General features: G+C 58.5%; 19 protein-coding genes and 1 tRNA gene. 16 read left to right on the plus strand and 4 right to left on the minus strand.

Annotated elements, in window-relative coordinates; genetic code table 11:
- Positions 1–161 precede the first annotated feature (161 nt).
- The 13 genes from PSDT_RS02015 to PSDT_RS02075 all read left to right on the plus strand — a co-directional run bounded on the left by PSDT_RS02015 (position 162) and on the right by PSDT_RS02075 (position 17,912).
- Positions 162–722, plus strand: coding sequence for a DNA-3-methyladenine glycosylase I (locus tag PSDT_RS02015; RefSeq protein WP_006289761.1), 561 nt, complete (start codon positions 162–164; stop codon positions 720–722).
- 238 nt (positions 723–960) lie between these two features.
- Positions 961–1,809: a hypothetical protein gene (locus tag PSDT_RS02020; RefSeq protein ID WP_006289762.1), complete on the plus strand. Its 849-nt coding sequence runs from the start codon at positions 961–963 to the stop codon at positions 1,807–1,809.
- Between the two features lie 164 nt (positions 1,810–1,973).
- Complete coding sequence (locus PSDT_RS02025) at positions 1,974–3,092, plus strand: hypothetical protein (protein WP_223293603.1); 1,119 nt, start codon at positions 1,974–1,976, stop codon at positions 3,090–3,092.
- Positions 3,093–3,266: 174 nt separating this feature from the next.
- Positions 3,267–4,556 carry an FHA domain-containing protein gene (locus PSDT_RS02030; protein WP_006290622.1) on the plus strand — a complete coding sequence of 430 codons (1,290 nt, stop codon included), beginning with the start codon at positions 3,267–3,269 and terminating at the stop codon, positions 4,554–4,556.
- 86 nt (positions 4,557–4,642) lie between these two features.
- The gene (locus PSDT_RS02035; protein ID WP_006289766.1) at positions 4,643–6,379 is read left to right on the plus strand and encodes a serine/threonine protein kinase; all 1,737 of its coding nucleotides are present in this window, start codon (positions 4,643–4,645) and stop codon (positions 6,377–6,379) included.
- Positions 6,379–6,948, plus strand: a complete 570-nt coding sequence (locus PSDT_RS02040) for a hypothetical protein (RefSeq protein ID WP_006289767.1) — start codon at positions 6,379–6,381, stop codon at positions 6,946–6,948. The genes PSDT_RS02035 and PSDT_RS02040 overlap by 1 nt, the downstream gene beginning before the upstream one ends.
- Positions 6,945–11,153 carry an Ig-like domain-containing protein gene (locus tag PSDT_RS02045; RefSeq protein WP_006290621.1) on the plus strand — a complete coding sequence of 1,403 codons (4,209 nt, stop codon included), beginning with the start codon at positions 6,945–6,947 and terminating at the stop codon, positions 11,151–11,153. The genes PSDT_RS02040 and PSDT_RS02045 overlap by 4 nt, the downstream gene beginning before the upstream one ends.
- Before the next feature lie 529 nt (positions 11,154–11,682).
- Entirely contained in the window at positions 11,683–12,684 is a 1,002-nt protein-coding gene (locus PSDT_RS02050) for a LacI family DNA-binding transcriptional regulator (protein WP_006289769.1), read from the plus strand.
- 123 nt (positions 12,685–12,807) lie between these two features.
- Positions 12,808–14,352, plus strand: coding sequence for a sugar ABC transporter ATP-binding protein (locus PSDT_RS02055; RefSeq protein ID WP_006289770.1), 1,545 nt, complete (start codon positions 12,808–12,810; stop codon positions 14,350–14,352).
- 1 nt (position 14,353) lies between these two features.
- Positions 14,354–15,334: an ABC transporter permease gene (locus PSDT_RS02060; protein ID WP_006289771.1), complete on the plus strand. Its 981-nt coding sequence runs from the start codon at positions 14,354–14,356 to the stop codon at positions 15,332–15,334.
- Positions 15,335–15,462: 128 nt separating this feature from the next.
- Complete coding sequence (locus PSDT_RS02065; RefSeq protein WP_006289772.1) at positions 15,463–16,404, plus strand: D-ribose ABC transporter substrate-binding protein; 942 nt, start codon at positions 15,463–15,465, stop codon at positions 16,402–16,404.
- A 21-nt stretch (positions 16,405–16,425) separates the two neighbouring features.
- Entirely contained in the window at positions 16,426–16,821 is a 396-nt protein-coding gene (gene rbsD, locus PSDT_RS02070; RefSeq protein WP_006289773.1) for a D-ribose pyranase, read from the plus strand.
- 89 nt (positions 16,822–16,910) lie between these two features.
- Positions 16,911–17,912, plus strand: a complete 1,002-nt coding sequence (locus tag PSDT_RS02075) for a ribokinase (RefSeq protein WP_006290619.1) — start codon at positions 16,911–16,913, stop codon at positions 17,910–17,912.
- A 309-nt stretch (positions 17,913–18,221) separates the two neighbouring features.
- On the opposite strand, the gene PSDT_RS02080 is transcribed toward PSDT_RS02075, so the two are convergent.
- Both PSDT_RS02080 and PSDT_RS02085 read right to left on the minus strand, forming a co-directional pair.
- The gene (locus PSDT_RS02080; protein WP_006289775.1) at positions 18,222–18,449 is read right to left on the minus strand and encodes a DUF3107 domain-containing protein; all 228 of its coding nucleotides are present in this window, start codon (positions 18,447–18,449) and stop codon (positions 18,222–18,224) included.
- A gap of 223 nt (positions 18,450–18,672) precedes the next feature.
- Entirely contained in the window at positions 18,673–20,361 is a 1,689-nt protein-coding gene (locus tag PSDT_RS02085; RefSeq protein ID WP_006289776.1) for a phosphotransferase, read from the minus strand.
- A 166-nt stretch (positions 20,362–20,527) separates the two neighbouring features.
- On the opposite strand from PSDT_RS02085, the gene PSDT_RS02090 reads away from it, so the two are divergent.
- On the plus strand, positions 20,528–22,003 hold the full coding sequence (locus PSDT_RS02090; protein ID WP_006290617.1) for an ATP-dependent helicase: 1,476 nt from the start codon (positions 20,528–20,530) through the stop codon (positions 22,001–22,003).
- Here the strand turns inward: PSDT_RS02090 and PSDT_RS02095 are convergent.
- Positions 22,000–23,805, minus strand: coding sequence for a zinc-dependent metalloprotease (locus PSDT_RS02095; protein WP_006289778.1), 1,806 nt, complete (start codon positions 23,803–23,805; stop codon positions 22,000–22,002). The genes PSDT_RS02090 and PSDT_RS02095 overlap by 4 nt on opposite strands.
- A 255-nt stretch (positions 23,806–24,060) precedes the next feature.
- Here PSDT_RS02095 and PSDT_RS02100 point away from each other — a divergent pair, with 255 nt between their 5' ends.
- Both PSDT_RS02100 and PSDT_RS02105 read left to right on the plus strand, forming a co-directional pair.
- Positions 24,061–24,885 (plus strand): S16 family serine protease, encoded by an 825-nt coding sequence (locus PSDT_RS02100; protein ID WP_006289779.1) that lies wholly within the window; start codon positions 24,061–24,063, stop codon positions 24,883–24,885.
- 134 nt (positions 24,886–25,019) lie between these two features.
- Complete coding sequence (locus tag PSDT_RS02105) at positions 25,020–25,427, plus strand: DUF3052 domain-containing protein (RefSeq protein ID WP_171820997.1); 408 nt, start codon at positions 25,020–25,022, stop codon at positions 25,425–25,427.
- A 278-nt stretch (positions 25,428–25,705) separates the two neighbouring features.
- Here the strand turns inward: PSDT_RS02105 and PSDT_RS02110 are convergent.
- Positions 25,706–25,779 (minus strand) — tRNA-Val (locus PSDT_RS02110).
- Positions 25,780–25,867: the final 88 nt, after the last annotated feature.

A 25,867-nucleotide genomic window follows, 5' to 3' on the forward strand; every position in this document is an offset into this window, starting at 1 on the left:
AATCAGTTTTTTTAGTTGCTTCTTAGAAAGTAGCAACAATACAAGTACGATGATGCTGATGCATAAATCAAGTCAGTCGATTACTTATCCGAACCGGTGGGACATCTGAAAAGATGCCCTTTTTATGTTCAAATTCTGATTGAACTATTAGGAGGAATTAAATGAAACGCTGCTTTCCGAAAAACGATGATGCTCCACTCCTTACGAAGTATCATGACCACGAATGGGGTAAGCTGAACCTCAACGAGAATTACTTATATGAGATGATGGTTCTAGAATCCTTTCAATCGGGACTTAGTTGGCAATTAGTCTTGGATAAGCGAGAAAATTTTCGACAAGCCTTTGCAGGCTTTAATGTGGAGCGGGTTGCAAGATTTACCAGTAATCAACGTAAACAATTACTGAAAAAACGAGGAATCATTCGTAATCAGCGAAAAATTGATGCCGCCATTAATAATGCTCGTGTAATGACTAAAATGCACCGTGAAGGGCACCAATTGTGTACAGTACTAACAACCCTAATTCCACAGCCAATCATTAACCACCCTCAACAGTTTACTGACATACCGACCCAAAATAGACTATCTCGAAACCTAGCAAAAGAGTTTAAAGAAATAGGTTTTCAATTTATGGGGCCAGTAACAACCTACTCCTTTCTTGAAGCGGTAGGCCTAATTAACGATCATATCGAAGACTGTCCTTTTAAGTACACTACTACGTAATCTGCAAAAATTACACTCTACCCTTTACTAATAGGACTCTCTTTTAAGATTTAGAGATATTAAACTCATTAACGGTTTCACGATAGGTATGATTGGCCAAGTATTTTAATGCTGCTTTATAAGTTGGAGTTGGGACCAAGGTCGATAAAATTTTGAAAACTAATAGTGAAGGTAAGGGTTATGACGCAGCCGGTAAAATGGCCCAAAATATCTTTGGAAAGCGAGCGAGTGCATAGTTATGTTTAACCAATCTTACAAACAAATATCAGGGTATATTCAAAGAAAGGATATAAATGAAACTTTAAAATTCTCCTATTCTAATTTTTTTACAAAATTTGGTGTGTTTATCTTAGCTATAGGTTTCGTTATTATGCTATACGTTATTGGTATTGGGCCTGCGCAAGGAAACTGGGGAGAAACAGGGAACCGGGTCGCTAGCATACTGATAAATATCATGGGGCCACTTGTGAAAATATCTGACTTGATCTTTTTCCTGATGCTATTGGCGTGGGTTATTATGCCATATTACAATCGAGGCGTTGCATCAGTGCAAGGGTCTTTAATCGGATTAGTTTGGAGTATAACGACATTTTTTTCAATTTCCTCAATAATTACATTAGTTCTTGTAATAGTACAAGGATGGATTTCCTTTTTTGTTCAACTTTTTATTATTTTTATGTATCTTTGCGTATCGACTTATATATGGATTATGAAAATACATGGTAAAGAAACAAGAATTAGTAATTTAAAAGCGACCATTACCACATTAGCACTGATGCTAATTATTAATATTGTAATGGCGACATACTCAGTTATTGTGAAACATTTAAACTTTGAATTAACATTAGGTTCTGCATCGGTAATACTATATATACTATTAATTTTCTTGCTTTTCTATCAATTAGATAGAGTTTATAAATTGATTTACATCCAGAAATACAATCGTCAATTTAGAGTTGCATACAAAATACCAGATAAAAAATGGTGGTTTACGGCCAAAAGGGCAGTGAAACATCCACGGGTATATCCGCCAGTAGAGGAGGGAACAAAGGAACCGACACCAAAGGAGGAAAATAAGCATGGATGATAACGAATCTAATTTTTCGTATAAAACCTATTTATGGGGAATTATCGGATGCATAATCTTTGCTTTGATTTACACACCACTAGTTTGGCTACCAACCATAAGAGTTCGGTCCCAAACTGGTGAAGGACTTAATAGCACTGGCTTTTGGATCATTAATTGTAACGGTGTCGGACGCGGTGAAAAGCCGCAAGCCCGAGATCGATGACAAGTTCCTCAGCGTTCGGGATGAGAATTTTTCGGTCCTGGACGGTCAAAGCGGGGTCTGGGCTCAGGAAGCGGAAAATGATTATTGCCGGGTAGATGTGGGTCTGACCAGTTACAGGGAGGCGTACGGGATCTTTTCGGAGGATCTGGACAGGGCCGTCCAGTATGCCATGGACTCCTTGCAGGTCAAGTATAAGGACCTTTTCGCCCAGGTCGGTTGCAGCCCGCAGAACGAGAACAGGATTCAATGCGATCCGGACAGTAACGTCGGAGCGAATCTGGGGGACACCGCGGACAAGGCCGATCTGTTCCGATCGGATACGGATGTTTTCGCGTCCCGAGCGAGCGAACTCGACAACGAGTGCGGGGAAAGAGATACAATCATCGGCAGTCTGAATGACATGAGCCGCTTTATCTCCGCCCAGGTGAACGCCTGTCATGATATGCAGGATAAATGGAATTCCTTAAGCCAGGCGGTCAAAGAATTTGACGGGACCTACTCATCAAAATTCTCGGGTGACTTCGTCAGCCAGCAAATCGCCGACCAGGCCCGGCATGAGACGGCTCAGGCGATCATCCAGCATTCATTCTTCGACGTCGACGCAGCAGCGGACGGCGATATCCGTACGAATTACACGGATAAAGAGAATTCCATCGAGGCGACCATCGATGATGATGGAAAGGTCAAAATCGGAGGGGACTTTGTAAGGGATCACCATCTGGTCAATGCGCAGGGCGAGGTCCAGGCCGGCATGACGATCCTGGGCCTGCGGTCGCAGGCGTCCGCCAGCGGAGAAGTGGACGTCGGGGCCGGGGTGGAAGGCGAGTTCGGAACGAACGGCTTTGGTGTATACGGCGAAGGGTCGGCCCACGCCGAAGCGAAAGCTTCCGGTGACCTTGGCCAAGATATCGGCGTGAACCTGCCCTTTGGCGGGTTCGGGACCAATCTTCATGGCGCCGCCGCCGACGCAGGCGTCACTTATCAGGATGGGAAAGTGAATGTTGATTTAAGCGCGGATGCGGCGCTCGGTCTGGGATTCGGAGGAGCGTATCAGCTTCCATCGATGTACGGTCCATAGCCCAAGAGGGGGTGAATTTCGTTAATAAGCTCATTCCCTAAAGGGAAACCAAGGGGAATCGTCTCCGATTCCGGTCGTCATCGGGGCTTCGGGGTAAGCAGGTGCTAAAGTGGCTGACGATAGACGAAACAGGAAAGAACAAGGGCAGGAGGTGAGAGCCCGGTGAAATTCCATATGATCAAAAAGTGGCGGTCCCCTGTCCGCACCCTGCGTGTCACCCTCACCGGGCGGGAGGCCTTCGATTATGAGATGGCAGAATGGCTCCGTCAGCGTCCGTCCCCCCTCCTGCCCGACTTCACCTATCGGCTGAAAGGCGATTCGGCCGTCCTTTTTTACGACCTGACGGGAAGCATGAAACTGCCTTCCTTCCTCAAAGCCAGGATTTCCCTGGCCCAGTACAGCCAGATCATCACCTCCATCGCCGACGTCACCGATGCCTGCACTGCGGCTTCGGTCCCCGCCGAATGCATCGTCTGGGACAGGAAGCGCATCTTCGTGCGTCCCAGCCTGTCCGCCATCCTTTACATCGTTCTGCCCATCAGGAACATGGCCCCGCCCAAGACCAGCGCCAACACCCTGATGATGTTCCTGAGCGACCCCAGGAAAGTCCACTTCCCCTCCCAGGGATTGGAAGGGGCGAGGTCGGATTACGCCGGAGTAAAGCAGGCCGGGCTGCGGCAGGACCAGGCTTCGGCCAGCCTGGGGGTCGTGCGGGATTACGTCCGTCGGCATCCGATCTTCTCTTCCATCACCATGCGGGATTGGATGCTCCAGAAAGGCGTGATCGACCGCGATTTCGCGCCGGCTCCTTCAACGTCCGCCCCTTCCGCTTTCCCCTCTCAGCCAGGAACGGCTCCGATGGCCCCGACGCCGCCGGCGGCGACCTCTGTAACTTCGCCGACCCCGGCGACTCCTTTGACGTCGGCGACCGGAAACGGACCGACCTGGGGCAGGACACTTCCCGCCCGACCGACCAGGGGGATTCAGCAAAGCTGGGACCCGGTCCAGGCCGTTTTCTCCGGACGAGCAGGACAGACCGGACAAATAAGCCAGGCTCACCAGGCTGGCTCAGGCGCCCCTGTCGTTCCTTCCCCTCTTTCCTCGAACCGATTCGGGGCCAGCCTGTCCGACGCATCCGTCCAGGCTGGGTCCCCCGCTGCCGTCTCCTTCTTCGTGACCCGGCTGCGTGATGACAAAACCGTGCATCTGTCCCAGAAGAGGGCCAGCATCGGTCGCTCGGCGACGGCCGACATCCACATGGGCGGGGACCCGTCCATCAGCCGCGTCCACGCCTTCCTCGAATACAAAGGAGACAGCATGTTCGACCTGGTGGACAACCATGCCCCCAACGGGACCTTCGTCAACGGGTCCCGCCTTCCTTCCGGGGGACGGGCCGTCTTGAAAAGCGGGGACGTCTTCTCCCTGTCGGATGTGGAATTCCAGATCATGGTAGCGGTCGACTGAGTGTGGGACCATGGCAAGAGACGAACGAAGGACAACGGCCAGGGGACAAGCGGTGAAGAACGATTCGAAGAGACGCGAGGATTCATATGGCGAAAGACGATGAAATCATCTCCGGTCGGTACCGGATCATCGGCCAGATCGGCTCCGGTGGCATGTCCACCGTCTACCTGGCCATGGACCAGTCGCTGAAAAAGCAGTGGGCTGTCAAAGAGATCAAACGCGTGGACGACGAAGGCCAGCGCGAAGTCATCAACCGGAGCCTGGTCGAGGAAGCCAACCTGATCAAAGACCTGGACCATCCGGCCATCCCCCGCATCGTCGACCTCATCTCCGAAGAGGGCACCCTCTACGTGGTCATGGACTACATCGAAGGCCAGACCTTGCGCGACTTGTGCAAACAGCACGGGGCGCGTTCGGAGAAGGAGGTGGTCGACTGGGGGATCCAGCTGTGTGGGGTCCTCAACTACCTTCACCGGCAGGACCCGTCCATCGTCTTCTGCGACCTCAAACCGTCCAACGTCATGGTCAAGCCGGACGGGACGGTCATGCTCATCGACTTCGGCATCGCCCATCATGCCGGCCGAGCCCCGCAAGGGTTGTCTTTGGGGACCCCCGGCTATGAGTCCCCGGAGCAGCAGGAGGATCCGGTCTCCGTGGACAGGCGGTCCGACGTCTATTCCTTGGGTAAGACCCTGCATTTCCTCCTGACTTTGGCCGACCCCACCCAGCCGGCGCTGCCGATTCGCCAATACCGGCCCGAGCTGTCGGCCGGCCTGGAGAAGGTGATTGATAAGGCCATCTCCCCCCGGCCACAGGACCGCTACCAGGACTGCGCCCAGTTCGCCTACGCCTTGCGCAACTACCGCCAGGAGGACGACGCTTACTTGGACAAACAGAGGAAGAAGTGGAGGTGGTTCCTGGCCGCCTTGATCGCGACCATGGTCTGCCTGGCTCTGGGTCTGGGCTGCCTCTTGGGGGAGAACGTCAGCAGGAACAACAGTTTCGACTACTGGATGTCCATAGCCAAACAGGAGCCTTCGGACAGCAAGGCCGAGGACTACTTCATCAAGGCGAGTTCCCTGAGGCCTTCGTCCATTGAACCATATGAAGGCCTTCTGGGCAGGTATCGCAACGATCATCGTTTCACCGACAAAGAGGTCCATCAGCTGACCGACCAGATCCAGACGAATGAGATCTCCTTGCGGTCCGACCGGAAGCAGTGGGCCCGGCTGACCTATGACACCGGTCTGCTTTATTGGTATTTCTATAGTTCCCAGGATTCCCAAGACTCGTCGGCCTCTCAGGGTTCGTCGGATTCCCAGGACTCCCAAGGCAAGGACGACGACCTGTCCCGCCAGTACGAACGGATCCGGTATGCGGAGCAGTGGATGAAGGAGGCGGCTTCCGTCCCCGACTTCGCCCAACACCGGTCCGCCCAGATTTACGCCGACATAGCGGAGTTCAACAGTCAGGTCGTTTCCCAGATCGCCCAGGGGACTCCGGCCGGCAAGTTCCGCTCCTATTTCGCCACCGTGAAGGATCTGGTCGATTACGTCCAGAACGACGATGACGAAGTCATGAGGCTGAACGTGGCCCAGTTCGTCCAAGACGTCTTGCGGGCCTATCCCCGGAAATTCAAGGCTGATGGGATCAGCAGGATCGATATGGTCTCCCTGGCCGACCGCTGCCTGGCCATAGCGAGGACGACCAGCACCACCAGCTCTTCGACCGATCGGATCAGGAAGACGGTGATGGACCAGTCGGGCGCGACCCGGCAGGCGATCGATGACGGATTCGTGGATGCAAAGAAGGTGAGCGACTGATGAAACCGGAAACCTGGCATACCATAGCGGTGGTCTTTTTCTGCCTGGCGGCGGTCCTCCTTTTGGCGACCGTCCTCCTCTTCTTCCTTTTGAAGATTCCGGCCGTCCATGATTTCCTGACGGGAAAGACGGCGGAGAAGGAGATCTCCCGCCTGCGTCACTCCCGTTACGAATTGTGGAGGTCTCAAGAGACCGGCGGGTCCTGGGATTCGGGGCAGGCCAGCGCCTCCGCCCCCGGTCAGGGGGAATCGGACCGGATCGATATCCGCCTTTCCCCGTCTTCGTCCCCGTTCTCTTATGCCGCTAAGCCCACCGATTCCGTCTATTCGGCGGCCCCGCAAGCCCAGGTCGAAGCCAGGGGAGAGGATGAGAAGAGCGAAGCCCAGACGGTCATTCGCCAGGTCCCCCTCTCTTCCCTTAACCAAAGGCGGGGGGATGAATCGGAAACGATGATCAGGCCCCAGGCGGACGAATCGCAGACCCTTATCCGCCAGCGCGGCAGACACGTGGACCCACAAGAGCTGAGCGAAAAGGATGGGTCGGAGGATAAATCAGGAGAAGAACAATGAGGAATCCGAATCAGAACCAGCAAGCCGGAACCGGCCGTCATCTGACCGCCCATGACGCGGCCAAACGCAGGATCATCCTGGTCCTGGCCCTTATGGCCGGCCTGATCGTCTGCCTGGGGGCCTTCATCCCCCTCCTGGCGCCCGGAGCCCGGTCCTTTGCCGCCCCTACCGCACCCGGTTTCAGCCAATTGACCTCGACCTTGTCCCGGAAGGGGGAGGCGGCCGGCCCCTACCTCCTGTCCGACCCCCATGGCGACTCCGACTCCCAGCAGGAGGCGGACTTGACCCTGACCGTCTCCGATGCGGATGAAGACACCTCCTTGACGGTGACCTATAAGAGGACCGTCGTGGACGACCAAGGGCATAAGAAGACCTTGCCTGAAGAAACCAAGGAGATGGAGGAGGGCCGGACGGCCTTCCCCGGACCTGTGACGCCTCCGGCGGCCGGCGGCCAGAGGAAGTATACGGTGACCTTGGACCAGGAAGGCCTTTATCCCTTCTCGGACATGACCTTCACCCTCTCTTACCGCGATAGGGAAAGCGGCCAGGAGAAAGAGCTGACCAAGACTTTGGCCGACCTGGTCCGCCCCGCCCAAGGAGGGACGGACGCCCCCCAGGGATCGGCCGTCGCCCTGCCGGAGATCTTCAAGACGAAAGGCCTGACCACCCTCCTGCTGACCAAAGGGGAGGGGAAGGCCCTGTCCCTGATCGGCCAAGGCGATGACCCGATCGAAGACCGGAGCGTCATCAACGGGAAAGGGCTGCAGGCGGCCCGGATGACCCTGTCTTACGACAACCCCTATTTCGTCCACTTGGATGACCTGCGTCAGGCCTGGGAGAAGGGCCACGAGCTGACCCTCACCCGCCAGGACGCCTCCGGCGGCCGGCCCGGGGCAAGCGGCCAAGGAGGGACGGCCGACAGCAATAAGGCCTCGGTCTCCCTGAAAGACATGAAGGCCACCCATTCCCCAGGCCAAGGCTATCGTTACTCTTATGACCTGTCCCCACTGGCGTCGAAGCTGGGTCAGAACCTGACCGATGGCAACTACGTCCTCTCTTATGTTGAGGCCGGCCAGGCCAAGGCCTGGGAGAAGGTCGACTTCCAGCTGGACAGGCAGAAACCGGCCCTCAAGGTCCAAGTGCCGCAGGTCCCCAAGGAAGAGAAGAGGAAGGAGGCGCAGGTACGTCTGTCCAAACAGGTCACCATCGACGGGAAGAAGGAGGACGTCCTGGTCACCTCCACCCATCCGGTCATCACCCTCACCATCACGGACCCGGTCGGTTTGGCCCCCTCCAGCCTGCATGTGACCGCCAAGCGGTCGGCCTCGATGGGGGACCTGAACTCCCGGACCGTGGATTTGAGCAGGCAGGCCAAACTGGTCTCTTCGGAGCCGACCAAGCTGACTTACGAGGTCACCTTGGAAGAGAGCGGCCTGTATCGGCTCGCCGACATGACCGTCTCCATCCAGGACCGGGCCGGGAACTTCCTGTCCGACGACGGATCGGCCGTCAGCCTGCTGACCGGCTTGAGCGACAAGCCTTATGACGCCATCCTGGTCGATCTTCCCCAGCCTGGGGACGACGCTTTGATCCCCGCCCTGTCCGTGGAAGCGGCCAATGAGAAGGTGGGGGTGAAAAAGACCGATAAAAGGACTTACTTCCGCGGGGATGTGGTGGAGAAGGTGAGCCTGCGCAGCCCTTGGCTGGAGATCTATCAGAAGATTCCCGGATTCACCATCGATCTGGTCACCATCAAAGATTCCCCCACGGCGGAGACGACCTCCTTGCCCTTGTCCCGCTTCGCTTTCGACCGGAAGGAGAAGACCACCACGGCCACCTTCCGCCGGACCGTCGCCGTGGAAGGGAACTACCAGCTTTCCCTGAAGGTCCTGGGCAAGACCGGGGAACCGGTGCTTTTCACCATAGACAAGACGGCCCCGACCATCTCCTCCCTGACCCTCTCCCCGCAGGGGAAGGTCTCGTGGGGGTGGATCTTCTCTTCGCGGAAGGTCACCATCAGCCTGGACGGCCTGGATGACATGGTTTCCGGCCTGGACCCCTCTTCCGTCCATTTCGCCCTGTACAACAAGCGGCCTGCCGGTCCGAATGCTCCGGCTTTGACGGTCACGCCTGGCCGGGGGAACGATAGGGGGAGCGCTGATTCCTCTTCCGACCGAGCCGCCAAGGACCAGACCGGCAAGGACCAGGCGGGGAAGATCTCCTTCACCGTCGACGGGAACGGAACCCGGCTGACTTTCGCCGACACCGTCATCACCTTCAGCGACCTGGCCGGGAACACGACCAAGGTGACCCTGTCCGACTTCTTCAAAGACGCCCAGGGGAAGGCCAAGTACCGGTCCAACATAGCCGATAAGGGGGTACAGGGCCTAGCCATCGACCAGGATCGGCCGCAGATCACCCTGTCTTACGACAACAACGCCGTCCACCAAGAGAAGTTCTTCTCCGCCGCTCGCACGGCCACCTTCCGCTTGACCGATTCCTCCTTCGATCTGATCCGCCGGAACGACCAGCAGAGGGTCATCGTCGCCGTCTCCCATGACGGGTCGACCCGGGGGCTGAGAGCCAAGGACTTCTCGCCTGTTCACGGCGAACCCGGGGTCTGGTTCGCCCAGGTCACCTGCGATGCCGATGGGGACTGGATCCTTCTCGCCCACATGACCGACCCCGTCGGCCAGACCAGCGACCTGGTCAGGTCCAGCTTCACCATCGACATGACCAAACCGGTCATCAACCTGACCTTCGACAACAACGATTCGGCCAATGGCAACTATTACAAAGCCAACAGGACGGCCACCATCACCGTCTTCGACCGCAACGCGGACCTGTCCGCCACCCAGATCATGGTCACAGCCAAGGATTCCCACGGGAAGCCGGTCCCAGCCCCCGCCCCTAGCGCCTGGACGGTCTCCAGCGCCGGCAGCCAAAGCCGGATCCGCAACGAGAAGACATGGAAGGCCACGGTCGCCTTCACGGGGGAGTGCCGTTACTCCATCTCCGTGCGTTCCGCCGACAAGGCTGGCAACGTGGCCGAATCCGTGAAAGAGTCCGAATTCATCATCGATAAGACCCTTCCCGACCTGTCCATCACCGATGTGGCCGATCAGACAGCCTATGCCGGGGCCATCGCCCCCCGCATCGACTCTTCGGACGCCAACCTCGACGACTATGCGACCACCTACACTCTCAAGGCCGCCCATAACAAGGATTCGGCCGTGGACCTCATGCCGAAGGTCGACCGGACGGCGACCAGCCAGAACGTGGCTTACGGGGACTTCCCCCATAAGCTTCCCTATGACGACTATTACACCTTGACCGCGGTGGCCAAGGACAAGGCCGGCAATGTGATCAAGAAGACCATTTCCTTCTCGGTCAACCGTTTCGGCTCGGTCTACTCCTTCGACCCGGCCACGCAAGGCATCCGGGGCCGGTACCTGAAGAAGGGCCAGCAGGTGGTCGTCCGCGAGACGAACGTGAGCGGGCTGAAAGCCTCCTCCCTCCACGCCGAGATGGTCAAAGGGGCCCGGACCATCCCCCTGGACCGCAGTCAGTACACGGTCAAGACCAGCGACGACAAAGGGTGGTCCCTGACCACTTACAGCTTCCCGGCCGCCCTCTTCCGCGACGACGGTTATTACCGGCTGCAGCTGACTTCCGTGGACAAGGCCGGCAACCTGGCTCAGAACACCATGGAGGGCAAAGGGCAGGACCGCAAGTCCGCGGCTGAGGTGAACTTCGCCGTCGACTCCCGTCGACCGGACGCCTCCCTGTCGGGCGTCTCCTCGGGCGGGGTCTATTACGCCCCCTCCAAAGGCCTGTCTCTCTTCGCCCGGGACAACATGAAGGTCCAGAAAGTGGAGCTTTACCGGGATGGGAAGCAGGTCGGGTCCTGGGATCAAGGGAGCGATTCCCCGACTCCGCCCCAGCACACGATTCAGGCGGACGGGCGTCCCCATACCTACGTCCTTAAAGTCTACGACGCCGCCGGGAACGCCTCCACCGCCCACCTTTCCCGGGTGATGGTCGCCTCCAATTGGTGGCAGTACATCCGTTCGGTGCCCTCCCTCTTCAACCGCTTCCTGGCGGCCTGCATCTTCTCCTTGGCCCTCCTGGCCGGGCTCGGCTTCCTCCTGGCCCGCCTGCGCAAGGTGAGGAAGGCCCGGCATAACCCCTTCGCGCATCGCTGACGCCGGTCGGGTCGGAGCGGAACAGAAGAGATCGGAAATAGATCAGATCAGATTCGAACGAAGCGGAACGGAACGAATCAGATCAGAGCCTTGGGCTCTCCGAATGAGGGTCCAAGGCTTTTCTTTTCGCAAGTATAAATATATTTTTTCTCGGCTATTCGCTCTTTTCTTGATTCCTTGTCGGTGATGGAACCTTGTCCGCTTCCTTCGCGTCTTGCCTTTGGCCGGGGCATGCCGTGTTTCCTCCAAGTTGACAGAGTGATTTTCTGTGCTTATGATTGCGGTAACGTTTTCGCAATGGAATCGCAATGAAAGCTTTACTATCGCGAATACGTTTGCGTACTCATATCGGTTTCGGAGATGAAGCCGGTTTGACGGCACAGGCATCTCGCAGTCGTGATTCCCTGCGCCAGGCATAAGACAAGACGGATGGAAGCATCGGACCAGGAAGGACCGGATCGCCCCATCCCTTCGGCAGAGGGCCCTCGCGGGCATCCTCCTATGGTACCTTTTATAGAAGGGAGGTGTCATGGCATACGTGACGATACGCGATGTAGCATTGCGATCCGGAACGTCCATTTCGACAGTTTCGCGCGCTTTGAACAACAGCGGCCGCATTTCCCCGGCGACCAAAGCCGCCATCGAGCAAGCCGCTCGCGAGCTCGGTTATATCCCCGACTCCCGGGCCAAAGCGATGCGGTCCACCAAGACCAGCCTGGTCGCTCTGCTCGTTCCCGATATCCGCAATCCCTACTTCGCCGATCTCGCGTATGCGATCCAAGACACGTTATTCGACGCAGGTTACTGCACGTCCATCGGCACTTCTTCCGAGAACGGCGAAAAGCAGGACGCTTACATCACCAGTATGCTTTCCCAGCACGTCGATGGGGCCATCATCGTCCCTCGAGGGGGAGCGACCCCGGCCATGAGGGCGATTGTGGAAAAGAACGTCCCCATGGTCTTCGTCGACCGTCATGTGAGCGATATGCATGAAGTCCCCGTCGTGGATTCCGACCCGGCCCCGGGCCTGTCCCAAGCCTTGAACGACCTTCATGACCGTGGCTTCACCCGTGTGGGTTATATCTCCGGGCCCATCCTCGATTCGCCTACTTTCCAGGAAAGGGAGGCGGCCTTCAGGACCATCGCCGGCACCCTTTTCCGGGAAGACGGGATTTTTGTGGAATCGACCAGCTTCGGCCACGTTTCATGCGCGTCCGTCATGAGGAAGATGCGCTCCTGGGGCGTCCAAGCGGTGATTTTCGGCTATTCCCAAGACGCCATCCAAGCGATTTCCTTGATGGGGTCCCGCGGCTTCGTCATCGGCAAAGACATCTCCCTCATCTCTTTCGATGATTTGGAGATGTTCACCTTGACGACCCCCCGGATTTCCGTCATCTCCCAACAGGTGCAGAAAATCGGGTCCCTGGGGGCCAAGCTCCTCCTCGACCGCGTGGAGAAGCGGGGCCGGGCCGAATCCCAGAGGGTCAAGACCCTTTACATCCCACGGGAATCGGTGGCCGCGGCCCTGTAGCCCTTTCGCTTCAGGCCAGGACGCGCAGGACGCGCAGGCTGATAAGTTCGAATAACGAGTCATTCACGATACTCATTTTCCATAGGGAATTCATTCAGAAACGTATCGAACGAAAGCGAAACAATGACTCAAATATCTCTTAGAGGCGTTTCCAAGATCTTCGGGAACACCATGGTGGTGGATGATGTCTCAGTGACGGTGAACCCTTCGCAAGTCCACGTGCTCCTTGGGGAGAACGGGGCCGGGAAATCGACCGTCATCAAGATGATGAGCGGCATCTACCAGCCGGACAAAGGGCATATCGAGATCGACGGGAAAGAGACCCGGATCCCCGATGTGAACGCCGCCCGGGACTTGGGCATAGCCGTCATCCACCAGGAGCTCAACCTGGTCCCGCAGCTGTCCATCATGGAGAACCTCTTCCTGGGGCATCTGCCGACGCATGGAGGATTCGTCGACCGGGCGGCCATGCGCAAGCAGGCCAAGCGGGCTTTGGCCCGCATCGGTCTCGAGGAAGACGTGGACAAGCCAATGGGCGAACTGGGCGTCGCCCGCCAGCAGATGGTGGAAATCGCCAAAGCCCTGATGCAGAACGCATCCGTCCTCATCCTGGACGAGCCGACCGCCGCCTTGACCCGCAAGGAATGCGAGCAGCTTTTCCTCATCATGGAGGAACTCAAGAAGCAAGGCGTGGCCATGGTCTTCATCTCCCATCACATGGATGAGATCCAACGCATCGGGGACGTCGTCACCGTCCTGCGTGACGGCAAGTACATCGCCACCGTCCCTGCCAGCACACCGGAGCCTGAGTTGGTCAAACTCATGGTCGGCCGGCAGATCGAGAACCAGTATCCCCACGCCAAGCACGAACCAGGCGAAGTCCTGCTTTCGGTGAAAGACCTGACCCGGGCCGGGGCCATCGACCATGTCTCCTTCGAGGTCAGGGCCGGGGAAGTGGTCGGACTGGCCGGTTTGGTCGGGGCCGGGCGGACGGAAGTCATCCGGGCAATCTTCGGGGCCGATCCTTACGATTCGGGTTCCGTCTTCGTGGGCGGAAAAAAGCTACCCATGGCGGACATCTCCCGCAGCATCGCCGCCGGGATGGGCCTGGTTCCGGAAGACCGTCGGTCCCAGGGCCTGATCCTGGAAGCCTCGGTCGCCGACAACCTGGGCCTGGCCACCCTGCTGCCCACTTCCCACGCCGGTTTCGCCGACCTCAAAGGTCAGCGGGCCAGGGAAAAGAAGGTGGCGGACCAGCTGCGTATCCGCATGGCCAGCATCGACCAAACGGCCGGATCCTTGTCGGGCGGCAACCAGCAGAAGATCGTCTTCGGCAAGTGGACCACCTCCCAGGCCAAGGTCCTGCTTCTGGACGAACCCACCCGAGGGGTGGACGTAGGCGCCCGCGTGGAGATCTACGAGCTCATCGACGCGGTCGTCTCCCAAGGAGGGGCCGTTCTCATGGCTTCTTCGGATTTGCCGGAAGTGCTCGGCATGTCGGACCGGATCCTGGTCATGAGCAATGGAAGGCTCAGTGGGCAGATGCCGGCCGATCAGGCCACTCAGGAAAAGATCATGGCTTTGGCCGTCTCCCATATGGACGGCGAGGAAAAGAACGAGGCCGATGGCCATGACGACAAGATGAATTCTCAGGAAAGGGACAATTAAGATGACTTTTTCTACTTCTCAGACGCGGACTGGAAACTCCGTCGGCGCCAACATTCGTACTTTCATCGCCCGCAACGGGGCTTTGGTGGGATTGGTCCTCCTCTGCCTCGTCCTGGCGTTCGCCACTCCGGCCTTTTTGACAGGAGCCAACCTGCTGAACGTGGGCATCCAGGCCTCCACCATCGCCATCTTGGCTTTCGGCGAGACCTTCGCCATCGTGGCCGCGGGGATCGACCTGTCCGTGGGGGCCGTGGCGGCCTTCTCCAGCATGGTCGTCGCCTACACCGGGGCCTCTCTGGGCATGCCCGCCTGGCTGACCGTGATCGTGGGCGTCCTGGCCGGCGCCTTCTTCGGCGCTCTGTCCGGCATCGCCAACGCCTTCCTCAAACTCCCCTCCTTCATCGCCACCCTCGCCACCATGTCCATCGCCCGAGGCCTGACCTTGGTCATCTCCGACGGCCGGCCCATCTCCACCTCCGGCTTGGTCAACTTCTTCGGTAGCACGGTGCTCGGCATCCCTGTGCCGATCGTCACCATGATCATCATGGGGGTCATTGCGGCGGTGATCTTGAATTTCACCAGCATCGGACGTTCCATCTACGCCGTTGGCGGCAACATGGAGGCCTCGCGCCTGTCCGGCATCCACGTCCATAAGACCCAGATCATCGTCTTCGTCCTCTCCGGCATCTTCGCCGCCGTGGCGGGCCTGGTCATCGCCGGCCGTCTGCATTCGGTCCAGCCTCAAGCCGCCAGTGGTTATGAGATGGACGCCATCGCCTCCACCGTCATCGGCGGGGCCTCCCTGTCCGGCGGCAAGGGGAAGATCTCCGGCACTTTCGTTGGCGCCATCCTTCTGGCCGTCATCCGCAATGGCTTGAACATCCTCAACGTATCCTCCTTCTGGCAGCAAGTGGTCATCGGCCTGGTCATCGCCATCGCCGTGAGCATCGACACCCTGCGGCGCAAGCAGGACACCCACTGAGTCTCCGTTCGCAAAAGCCAAGCAAATAAATTAATCCAAGCAAACAAACAAAACCCAGGAAAACAAACAGAATCAAGTTCATTCCTGGTCGGTGGAAAGTCCGCCCGACCGGGAGGAAAGGAATCATCATGAACTCGACATTCTCAAAGATCACCCGGACCGCTTTGGCCTTGGTCTGCTCGGCCACCCTGATGGCAGGCATGGGAGCCTGCGGGGTCGGCGGTTCCGCGGCGGGTGGGGACAAGGTCTCCATCCTCATCTCCACCCTCAATAACCCCTTCTTCGTCGACCTGCGCGACGGCGCTCAGCAGGAGGCGAAGAAGCTGGGCATCAACCTGCAGGTCTCCGACGCGCAGAACGACTCCACCACCCAGCAGAACCAGGCCCAGAACGCCCAATCCCAAGGGGCTAAGGCAGTCATCATCAACCCGGTGGATTCCGACGCCGCCGCGCCCGCCGTGGCGAGCCTGTTGGGGGCCAAGGTCCCAGTGGTGAGCGTGGACCGTTCCGTGACCGGGGAGGACGTGAACGCCCACATCGCCTCCGATAACGTCGCCGGCGGCGCCCAGGCGGCCCGGGAACTGGCCAAAGGCCTAGGCGGCAAGGGCAAGGTCATCATCCTCCAGGGGACTCCCGGCGCCGCTTCCACCCGTGACCGCGGCAAGGGCTTCAAGGACGAGATCAAGAAGTATCCCGGGATCAAGGTCGTGGCCGAACAGACCGCGAACTTCGACCGGGCCGAAGCCTTGAACGTCACGTCCAACCTCATGCAGTCCAACCCTGACGCGGTCGGCCTCTACGCGGAGAACGACGAGATGGCCCTGGGAGCCGTCCAGGCCTTGGGTTCCAAGGCTGGGAAGGACGTGAAGGTCTTCGGCTTCGATGGGACCGACGATGGTCTCAAGGCCGTCAAGAAAGGGACCATGCTGGGGACCATCGCCCAACAGCCGAAGGTCTTGGGCAAGAAGGCCGTCGACGCCGCCTACAAGCTCATCAAGGGCCAGTCGGTCGAGAAAAAGCAGGCCATCGCCGTCAAGACCGTGACCAAGGAGAACGCGGCCGAGTTTTAGGCGACGCGAAAGGAGTGATCAATGCTGACTCATGGAATTCTGAACGCCCAGCTATCGCATGCCTTGGCCACTTTGCGCCACAAAGACCGGTTCGTGGTCTCCGACTGCGGACTGCCCGTCCCTGAAGGGGTCGAGGTGATCGACCTGGCCCTGGTCTTCGGGGTCCCGCGGTTCGAAGACGTCCTGGATGCGATCAAAGGGGAGCTCGTCCTGGAAAACGGGCTCATGGCCAGCGAAGCGCAGGGGACCGAGCCGGAGGAGTGGGTCACATCCCGCTTCGACCTGCCTGTCTCCTATGTTCCCCATGACGGGGAAGACGGGTTCAAGTCCCGCCTGAAGGGTGTGAAGTTCGTCATAAGGACGGGGGAAACGACCTCCTATGCGAACGTCATCTTCCAGTGTGGGGTACCCTTCTAAAGGAAGAGCAAAAAGCGAAAGGGGAGGGCCGCCGCGTCGGCCTTCATACGCCGGATGGCGGCCTTCCCCGCGAACCATGAGGAGACATCATGAACGCAGACGAAGAGAACCGTTCCCGCCTGTCCGGCCTGTTCGAGCGGGTGGCGGCGGCGAAGGACCGGCGGATAGCCGTGATGGGGTCCATGAACGTGGATTACACTGTGGTGACCGAGCGTCTGCCCCAGCCTGGGGAGACCGTGACCGGAGGCCCTTTGCAGGTTCTGCCGGGGGGCAAATCGGCCAATCAGGCGGCCGCGGCCGGCCGTCTGGGAGCCGGGGTGACCATGCTGGGCATGGTCGGTAGTGACGATTCCGGCGCTTTCCTGATCGACCAGCTCAAAGACGCGAGGGTGGATACTTCCTCCATCGCCGCCATGGAGGGGCCGAGCGGTTCCACGGTCATCACTGTGGACGCCGCCGGGGAGAACACCATCGTCTATTCGGCCGGGGCCAACGCCCAAGTCTCCGTTGACTACGTGACATCCCACAGTCAGGCCATCCAGTCGGCCGCGGTTCTGGGCCTGTGCCTGGAGAGCCCTTTGGACGCGGTGATCGCCGCCGCCACGGTGGCCCATAAGGCGGGGATCCCGGTCCTGTTGAATGATTCTCCTTTCCTGGCCGATCTTCCGGCCGACCTGATCGCCAACACCGACATCCTTCTGGTCAACGAGCACGAGGTGGCCCAGCTGCTGGGGATCGATGTGGACGGCTCCCGCACCGACATCGCCTACTGGCGACCGGTGGGGGAAAAGTTGCAGGGCTTCGGCTACTCTCAGGCCATCGTCACCCTGGGTTCCCATGGGGCCGTGGTCCTGGACGGGGACAGGCTCAGCCATGTGCCTGCCTTGTCTGTGGAAGCGGTGGACACCACCGGTTGCGGCGACTCCTTCATGGGCAGCGTCCTGGCCGGCACGTGCGCGGGCCTGAGCTTGGAAGACAGCGCTTTCATGGCTTCGTATGTGGCCGCCGACGCCGCCTGCGGCATGGGGGCGCAGGCATCGTACGGCAGCGCCTGGCAGGTCTTGGAGTACTTCTTCCCGGAAAGCCGCTGAGGGTCTTCTCGCTGGGGAGAAGGAATTCTTCCCAGCGGGCCGCTGAAATTTCCCGACGAGGGAGCTCTCGGCGAGGCATAGTCAAGGTAAGCGAGTGAAGGAACCTTCTGATATGCGATGTGGGGATGGCCGGTTGGTCATCCCCACATCGCATGGTCATCCATCTATTCATTTATGCATGCTTCGATGCTCTGGTAATCAGAGGGGCCTGAGTCCCTCGGAAGCTCGAATCCGGAGCACAGATAAGTGCTGATAATTTAGGGTTCTTGATAGGGCTCTTGACGCTTTCAAGAGCGCCGAACCAAGGTTTTAACCCAGAGCGCCGAACCCCACCGGATGGCTGGTCTCGGAACCGATGACGGCATAGCCGATGGCCTTGGTGGGAATCAGGATCTTACGGCCTTTGTTGTCCTGCAATTCAGCCAGGCGATCTTCCGAAGCCGCCTCGGAGATGGCTCCGGCGACCTCTTCGGCGCTGGCGTCCGTCGTGAAAGTCACGGGACGGGCCACGTTCATTATGCCGATTTCAACATCCATTTTTACCTCTTTCCCCAGTCGGGTCTTTTCTGAAATTTTTCTTGTCCGTCTTCGCCTGCGGGGACATCCCGCCGGCTCCGATCGCGATCTGGGACCTGCTGTCGCCAACAGATTCCGTCAGCCTGTCCTCGCCGATTATTATATCGTCATGATTCGCAACGATTCGCAGTGGCTGCGATGACCTTAACGATTGCAATGATAGAGGTCATCGAGACCGGACTTCCTATTGTAGATGGTCTTCTTCGGATTTCTTCTGAGAGACGAAGGCCTCGGTGGCTATGTCGTCCGGATCATCGTCAATCTTGAAGGCCGCGGAATCGGACTCAGCCTGTGCTTCGTCCATTCTCCGGCGATAAGCCTCGAAGAGGGGGCCGGAAGGAGGATTGGAGGAGGAGGCGGGCTCGCGCGATTCCTCTCCGTTGGCCCCATCGGTCTCCTCTTTGACCTTCTGGAAGGCCAGGGTTTCCTCATCATCAGAGGCCCCCGCGCTATCAGGACGATTGGTGGAAGTGCGGTCGGATGAGATATTCTGGCCGCCTTGCCCTTCCCCCTGGTGGAGGGCGGAGTCCGGAGTGGAGACGAAATTGAAATCTTCGGCCTTGCCTGGGGTCGATGACCAGTTCACGACTTGGGTTTGCGGATCGGAATCATAATTTTCCGGGAGCTGATCCTCCGGGGTCTGGGGAGGAAGAGGGATCCGGGACCCAGCAGGGTTGGCCTGACCCCCATCCTGGTTCAGTCGGACCGACTTCGGCGGGTTGGCCACGGTTCGGGAGACGGTGCTGTCGTTGAGCCTGTTTTCTCCGGAACGCATTCCTTGGTCCGCGACGAAACGGGCATGGTCGCCGGGCTGGGCGTGGCGGACGCTTCTTTTGACGGGGCTCTTGCCCCCCTGCGTGGAATCTCCCAGCAGGTCGCCGACTGTCAAGGTGGTGGGATGGGCGGACTTGCCGACCCCCTCGGGGTTGATGGTGAAAATCTGATGAGCCAAAGACTCCACCTGCGATTTGAACCGCATGATCTTCTGGGTATCGGCCTTTTCCAGAGCGCGGATGAAATCCCCCACCTGGGACATTTGCACCCACAGGCCGGCGCGGAGCATGATCATGTCATCCATCCGGTTGCCCATGATGCGGGCGTAAGCGGAGAGGGCGGCGTTGCGGCGGGATTGATCCAGCTTGGTGAAGATCCAAGCCAAATCCCGGGCCGGGTCGTTGATCTGCATGTTCTCCCAATGCCGGATGCCGGAAATGCCGGTGCTGGTGAAGATGATATCCCCATCATTGAAGCCGCCGTGCACCGGGGTCGCTCTGAAATTCCACAGGTTCTCGTGGGAGATGATGGAGGTCCAGTTATCCAGGATTTCCGGGGGGATATGCCCCGCAGCGCGAAGGTTGACGATCCACGTCTCCAGCTGATGGTGGATGGTCGCCGCCGGGAAGGCGGGGTAGTGTGCATTGACCAAGAACTTGCCCCGCAGACGGTGGATGGCGCCGATGGACGTTCCGGTCGCGGCGCATTGAGTCTCTGTCAAACGCGACAGGGGAAAGGCATCGCCGGGGATATGAGGCATGATCAGCACGGCCGTCTGGCCGGTGGGGCCGTCTTCCTGGTCTCCTGGGGTGAAATTCTCCAGATGATCCATACGAAAACCAAGCACGGAAGGCTCATGGGTATGGTCCAAAACGTAAGCCGCGCGGGCGCGATCCTTCAGGCGTTTCTTCCCCTCGTCGCTTGAGGAGACGCTGACGTCGTATTCTTCGCCGGTCACGTCGGTGATGATCGCCGTCGTGATGTCTTCCAAGTCACCGCTTTCGGCGAACTGCTCGGACCTCCTGGTGGTGGCTACCGTCAGGGCGGGCATGGCAGCGGAGGCGAGGGCTGCGATTTCAAAGCTGGAACGTTGACTCACTCTTTTACCTTAATACATGGGGACTACGGTTTCATGCGGAAATCGGGTGGGGGATGTCCTCCACATTTCCACCTTCAAAGGTGGTGGATAAGTTCCACGATTTCGTGGAAAGCTGTGGATAACATACCCCATCGGATTCGGTCTGTGGCTTTGCCAGAATGGAAGCATGAACGACATCTTATCCGGTTTGGATCCTTCCCAGCGCCAGGCGGCGATGGCGGTGGAAGGACCGGTGCGCATCATCGCCGGCGCCGGAGCTGGGAAGACCAGAACGATCATGCGCCGGATTGCTTATGCCTGCCGGTCGGGAGCCTGGCGGGAAGAGCGCGCCTTGGCGGTGACCTTTTCGGTCAAAGCCGCTGGAGAGATGCAGGAGCGCCTGCGGAAGTTGGGAATCCAAGGAGTGCAGGCGGCCACTTTCCATTCAGCCGCCCTTGGCCAGCTCCGCCAAGCGTGGGGAGACCTCAGCGACGCCCCCTTCCCCCAGGTGAGCGATAACCTCAGGGACTTGGTCATCCGCTCGATGGCCAAGGTCACCGGAGAAAGCGATTTCCAAGACATCGACATCTCTGACGTCCAGGCGGAGATTGACCGGATGAAAGTCGGCCTGATCCTTCCCGCCGAATACGGCAGACTTTGTCAGGAGACCGGCCGCACCCCTCCCGCGGGTCTGGACCAGACGGCCATGAAGGCCGTGATGGACGCCTACGAGGAGGAGAAGGTCTTTCACGGGGTCATGGATTTCAACGATATCCTCCTTCTCTTGTGCCATGTTCTGGAAAAGGAGCCGGATCAGGCCGCCCGCATCCGCAAGGGGATCGGGTGGCTGACGGTCGACGAATACCAGGATGTTTCCCCTCTGCAACACCGGCTGATGACTTTGTGGTTGGGAGAGAACCGCAATGTCTGCGTGGTCGGTGACGCCGCCCAAACCATCTATTCGTTCGCCGGAGCGACCAGTTACTACCTGAATCGTTTCGATTGGGAGTTCGCTCCCTTGACGGCGGATATCAGCCTGAACCGCGATTATCGGTCTACGCCGACCATCGTCGCCCAGGCCAACGCGCTTTTGGAGAAATCCCCCTTGAGGGATGATTACCTTCATCTTGCCTCCGGTCGCGAGCCAGGAAGAAAAGTCCTGAAAACGCGTTATTCCAGCGATGTCCATGAGGCTCGGGGGATAGCGGGAAAGATCAAGAGGTTGATGGCGTCCGGCGCGAAAGCAGGAGACATCGCTGTCCTCATGCGGATCAACAACCAAAGCCGCCTCCTTTCCTCCGTCTTCAAAGAGGAAGGCATCCCTTTCCGGGTGAGGCGGGACTCCGGCTGGGATAGCCAAACCAGCCATGATTCCTTGTTGAACGCGGACGGAACCGTTGGGCAGGTGACCCTGTCGACCATTCACGCCTCTAAGGGCTTGGAATGGCCCTATGTCTTCATCATGGGATGCAGCGACGGACTCATCCCTTACGCCACGAACATGACCGACCAAGGGTTGGAGGAAGAGAGGCGGTTGCTGTACGTGGGAGTCACGCGGGCGGAGGATTTCCTGGAGATCTCCTACTCGCAAGGCATGAGAAAGGAGGGGGAACAGGATTCTTGGCAGACTCTGAAGCGGTATCCCAGTCGTTTTCTCCGCTAGGCTTGAGGTTCGTGCGGTTGGTAAGGGTCCTCGGCTGATGGAGGGATGTTGCCGCCCTTCCCGTCATCCCCGCCTTCCCTTCCTTCTCCGTTTTCTTGTCTGTCTTCGTCCTTCATCTCGTCCGCATCATCCGAGGGTGATCCCTGTTCGGAGGCGAGGAGTTTGGCCAATTCCTCGTCCCAGTCGATGGGTTCTTCGGAATCAAGGGATTGGGAAAGATCGGATGAATCGTCGGGCTTAGCGTATCCATCGGCTATAACGGAATCCGTGGATTCGACGGAATCGGAGGTCTCTGCGGAACCGGCGGCATCGGAGGAAATCTCGTCCGATTCGTCCGGGTTGGCTTTCTGATCTGGCTGGGGAGAGGAAGACCCATCCTGGTTTTCCGGTTCGGTCGTTTCTCCATCTTCGGCTTGGGCGAGCAGGTCTTGCAGATCTTGGTCGAATTCGGCGGAATCCTTGGACTGCTCTTGGCTGCGGGTCAAAGCGTCTTCGGCCATGATGGGGAGCAGGTCAGGGTGACTCCAGCGATGGTCGCGGGCATCCGAGCCTTCGGCCAAGGTTATCGTCTCCCAGAGCTCGGCCGCGTCGCGCATCTTCTTTGGACGCAGTTCCAAACCAAGCAGGATGTTAAAGGTCTCTTCGGTTGCTCCGCCCATGGCGCGCTCGCGGCGCTGCATCTCGCGCAGCTGCTCCAAGTGGGGGATATGGGCCATACCGGCCCGCCAGACGACGCAATCGACCCAACCTTCCACCAAGGCCAAAAGGGTCTCCAGGCTATGCAGGGCCTCTTGCTGCTCGGGGGTTTCGCTCATGCCCACCTTGCTCAGGTCGACCGCCCCGGACAGTGAATCCGGGTTCATCTCCTGGGCCTGACGGATCTGGTCTTCCATAGCATCCAAGTCGATGGTGATTCCACGGGCGTATTTGTCGATGAGGGTGTCGAATTGAGGCATCAACCAGGGGACGTTGCTGAAGAGACGGGCATGGGCTTCTTCAACCAAAGCCAGATATTCCAGGACTTCGGCCGATGGGACTTTGAGCTCGGTCGCATAGGAGTCCACGTTTTCGGGGATCAGGGCCCCGGCGGGGTTGTCCAATAAGGCGATGCCTTGGTCGAAGCCTCCCCGGATGCTATGGGCCATGTGTCCGGCCGCGCGCCCCAGCTGCATGGCGTAAGAGGTGTTGCCAAGAACGGTGATGAGCTTGGCTGGGTCTTTGAGGTTGTCCGGGAAGGAGATGGGAACCGGTCCGGCGAAAATCCCCGCGATTTCGCCCTGAATCTCGCCGCCGAACCGATCCGAGACGACCGCCGCCATGGCCGCATTCATGGCTTGCGCCACAGGGGCCGAGAAACGGGCCCACGTGGGGAGGGCCTTATCCACCCATTGGTCACGGGTGAGCACGTCGACCGTGCCGGTTGGCGGATTGAAGTCGGTCACGGCATCCAGCCAGAGATTGGCCTGGGAGACGGCCGAGCGGACCCGGGCTCCTTGTACTGCTGAGGTTTCTCGGATCGTTTCGCCTTGAACGGCCATATCATGCCCGATCGAGGCGGCCATCTTCACGTTGATCGGCCCTTGGGACAGGACGTCGTCAAGGCCTTCTGCCGAGCCCAGATTGCTCTTGTTGAAGGCTTCCATGAGGGTATGGACTTCGGAAGGGTCGGGCAGGCCGCCTGGCGCGTTGAGCATCTGATCGCGCACTTCGCTGGGCAGCTGTGAGAGCTGCTGCCAGGCCATCTCGCCTTGGTAGGGGCCGAAGGAGTCGATCAGCCACTTATGGAGTTCGTCTTCAGACATGGGAACCATCCTTTGCGCCATCAAGCGTTGTACTTCAGGCATTGAATAAGCGTCCGTTTCCATCATTATAGCCGAAGAGAACAACGAAAGTCCAAAACTTGAGCCGAGAGATATCAACTTTTTACAAATTTCGCTGAACGAGTATCCTGTATCCAAGAATCAGAGAGCTCAGACCGATGCGACAGAGATAGATAGAGGGCGGGTCGAAGCCGGTGGATTCTCTCTCGTTCCCTTGCCATCACTAAACTGAAGTCCATGACGACGAAATCCCCGAAACCTCGTGCACGCCGAGCCCGCTTCATCGGCTGGCTCACCATCATCCTGGCCCTGGCCCTTCTTTTCGCGCCCCAAGCCGCTTACACGGTGGAGATGCCTGGACCCACCGGAGACGTCTTAGGCGCGGTCTCCTCGAAGGCGAAGGCTCCGAAGATGATCGAGGTATCGGGGGCGAAATCCTTCAAAGACCCGGGCAAACTCCTGCTGACGACGGTCAGCGCCTTCGGGGTCCCGGGGTATCCGGCGACCAACGCCCAGGTGTTGTGGGCCTGGTTCCAAAAAGATACGATCGTGGTTCCGCAGGAACTGGAATATCCGGTCAATCAGACGGCTGACGATTACAAGCAGGAGACGAACAAGCAGATGTCCGGAGCCCAAGAGGCGGCGCAGACCCAGGCCCTGGCCTTCCTGAAGAGGCGGGGGATCGCGGTCGACCGGGCGAAGGTCTCCATGCATGTGGATGACATCGGCGGCCCCTCGGCTGGGATGATGTATACGCTCGGGACCATAGACAAATTCACGTCCGTCAACGAGACCGGAGGCAAGGTGATCGCCGGAACCGGGACCATGGAGAAGAATGGGAAGATCGGGCCGATTGGCGGCATCCGTCTGAAGATGGTGGGGGCCATGCGCGACGGGGCCCGCTGGTTCATCGCTCCGACAAGCAATTGCAACGAAGTCACCGGCCATATACCGTCTGGTCTCCACGTGGTGGCCGTTTCCAACCTGGATCAGGCTTATGACGCTTTGGTCGCCATCGGCCAGGGGAAGACGGACGGGCTGAAATCCTGCCCTGTCAGCTGATTTTGACTTGCTGGCTTTCCCTCGGGCCGTCAGGGTCTCTTCTGGCCCCTTCGGCGCCTTTCAGGGTTGAAGAGAGGTCGGAGACGCCTATTTCCAATATTTCTGTTATGCTGAGGCATGTGTCCAATACAGAAATGTCGGAAAATGCAGCGAAGGAATTAGGATTCCAGCCCGGGGACGTGGTCCAAGAGTGGCTGTGGGATGATGATGTCGATGATTCCATCCGTCAGTCCATTGAGGGCTTGACCGGTGAGGACCTGGTCGACGAGGAGTACGACTCCAGCGTCGATGGCGTGGTCGTCTGGTGGCGCGATGGAGACGATGAGGACGAGCTCTCCGACACCATCATGGATGCGGGCGCCTTGCTCGAAGGGGAAGGACCTTTCTGGGTGATCACCCCCAAGCCCGGCCGACAGGGGGCCGCCGGTCCTAATACCGTGCAGAACGCCTCTAAGAACGCTGGCATGAACGCCGCCACCCCCGTCACTTTGAGCGAGGATTGGAACGGGATTCAACTGCGGGCCTTCGGCCACGGCCACTGAGTTTCGTTTTCCTCCGGACATCCATTGATTTACCTTGCCATCGGTAAGGAAGCAGGCTTTCGCGCTGGTTTGTCATCATCAGAGAAATCGTTTGAGCGGCAGGGGAATCGTTTGAGCTGCGTCGCCGGCTATACGTCATTCATGACAATGCACTGATGGAATTCCACGGGGAATTGTCTGGGCGACACATCGGCAAAAGTTGGGCAAAGAGATGTTTCCTTGGATGTGTGATGGTCTGAAGGCCACTGTTTTCAAGGATTCTTCATCTGGAATCGAAGTGGGCGATGAGGGGCTCGAACCCCCGACATCCACCGTGTAAAGGTGGCGCTCTAGCCAACTGAGCTAATCGCCCGATGTGAAGAAAGCTTACCTTAGCGCGCAGACGAAGGATCCCTGCAAATCCAGGTTCCCGCAGCGCGGTTCGTGCTAGTTCCGTGTAT

This window comes from Parascardovia denticolens DSM 10105 = JCM 12538, from assembly GCF_001042675.1.
Classification (GTDB): domain Bacteria; phylum Actinomycetota; class Actinomycetes; order Actinomycetales; family Bifidobacteriaceae; genus Scardovia; species Scardovia denticolens.

What these genes read in the sequence shown, in the direction of transcription:
- PSDT_RS02065 (WP_006289772.1), top strand. Translation starts at nt 15,463, where the DNA reads ATGAACTCGACATTCTCAAAGATCACCCGGACCGCTTTGGCCTTGGTC.
- PSDT_RS02020 (WP_006289762.1), top strand. Translation starts at nt 961, where the DNA reads ATGTTTAACCAATCTTACAAACAAATATCAGGGTATATTCAAAGAAAG.
- PSDT_RS02050 (WP_006289769.1), top strand. Translation starts at nt 11,683, where the DNA reads ATGGCATACGTGACGATACGCGATGTAGCATTGCGATCCGGAACGTCC.
- PSDT_RS02045 (WP_006290621.1), top strand. Translation starts at nt 6,945, where the DNA reads ATGAGGAATCCGAATCAGAACCAGCAAGCCGGAACCGGCCGTCATCTG.
- PSDT_RS02040 (WP_006289767.1), top strand. Translation starts at nt 6,379, where the DNA reads ATGAAACCGGAAACCTGGCATACCATAGCGGTGGTCTTTTTCTGCCTG.
- PSDT_RS02075 (WP_006290619.1), top strand. Translation starts at nt 16,911, where the DNA reads ATGAACGCAGACGAAGAGAACCGTTCCCGCCTGTCCGGCCTGTTCGAG.
- PSDT_RS02060 (WP_006289771.1), top strand. Translation starts at nt 14,354, where the DNA reads ATGACTTTTTCTACTTCTCAGACGCGGACTGGAAACTCCGTCGGCGCC.
- PSDT_RS02080 (WP_006289775.1), bottom strand. Translation starts at nt 18,449, where the DNA reads ATGGATGTTGAAATCGGCATAATGAACGTGGCCCGTCCCGTGACTTTC.
- PSDT_RS02095 (WP_006289778.1), bottom strand. Translation starts at nt 23,805, where the DNA reads ATGTCTGAAGACGAACTCCATAAGTGGCTGATCGACTCCTTCGGCCCC.
- PSDT_RS02105 (WP_171820997.1), top strand. Translation starts at nt 25,020, where the DNA reads ATGTCGGAAAATGCAGCGAAGGAATTAGGATTCCAGCCCGGGGACGTG.
- PSDT_RS02035 (WP_006289766.1), top strand. Translation starts at nt 4,643, where the DNA reads ATGGCGAAAGACGATGAAATCATCTCCGGTCGGTACCGGATCATCGGC.
- rbsD (WP_006289773.1), top strand. Translation starts at nt 16,426, where the DNA reads ATGCTGACTCATGGAATTCTGAACGCCCAGCTATCGCATGCCTTGGCC.
- PSDT_RS02100 (WP_006289779.1), top strand. Translation starts at nt 24,061, where the DNA reads ATGACGACGAAATCCCCGAAACCTCGTGCACGCCGAGCCCGCTTCATC.
- PSDT_RS02055 (WP_006289770.1), top strand. Translation starts at nt 12,808, where the DNA reads ATGACTCAAATATCTCTTAGAGGCGTTTCCAAGATCTTCGGGAACACC.
- PSDT_RS02030 (WP_006290622.1), top strand. Translation starts at nt 3,267, where the DNA reads ATGATCAAAAAGTGGCGGTCCCCTGTCCGCACCCTGCGTGTCACCCTC.
- PSDT_RS02015 (WP_006289761.1), top strand. Translation starts at nt 162, where the DNA reads ATGAAACGCTGCTTTCCGAAAAACGATGATGCTCCACTCCTTACGAAG.
- PSDT_RS02090 (WP_006290617.1), top strand. Translation starts at nt 20,528, where the DNA reads ATGAACGACATCTTATCCGGTTTGGATCCTTCCCAGCGCCAGGCGGCG.